Consider the following 363-nt stretch of genomic DNA (forward strand, 5'->3'; position numbering starts at 1 on the left):
CTCAACTGCAGTATCTTGATCGTTCCCCTCATCCTCATCCTCATTCACTTCATCAATGTCGGAGTCTGTAATATCTACTGCTGGTCCGCTCTGCTGCTCCTCACGAGAAGCGCCATCGTCCGAGTTGTTATTATTAAGATTAAAAGCCCAAAACGCAGTTGCAATTGCTAAGACGAATAAGACAACGACCATTGTAGGCAAGAAGGAAGCAACCTTTGACCTCTTCTTAACCATTTTTGGTTTAGAACGATTAACACGTGGAGGCAGTCCTGCAGGATCTCGATTTGACTGGGGTAATTCATCACGATGCTCTTCAAACAACATATCAGAATCCAGTCCTACTGCATCCGCATACCTTTTCAC

At 44.6% G+C, this 363-nt stretch carries 1 protein-coding gene; it reads right to left on the reverse strand.

Annotation, left to right across the window (positions count from 1 at the left end; translation table 11 throughout):
• On the reverse strand, nt 1-324 hold a 324-nt coding region (locus AOA61_RS02485), incomplete at its 3' end, for a hypothetical protein (RefSeq protein ID WP_143521166.1).
• Between the last annotated feature and the right edge of the window lie 39 nt (nt 325-363).

It is taken from the genome of Pseudomonas sp. 2995-1, from assembly GCF_002742505.1.
Classification (GTDB): Bacteria; Pseudomonadota; Gammaproteobacteria; order Pseudomonadales; family Pseudomonadaceae; genus Aquipseudomonas; species Aquipseudomonas sivasensis.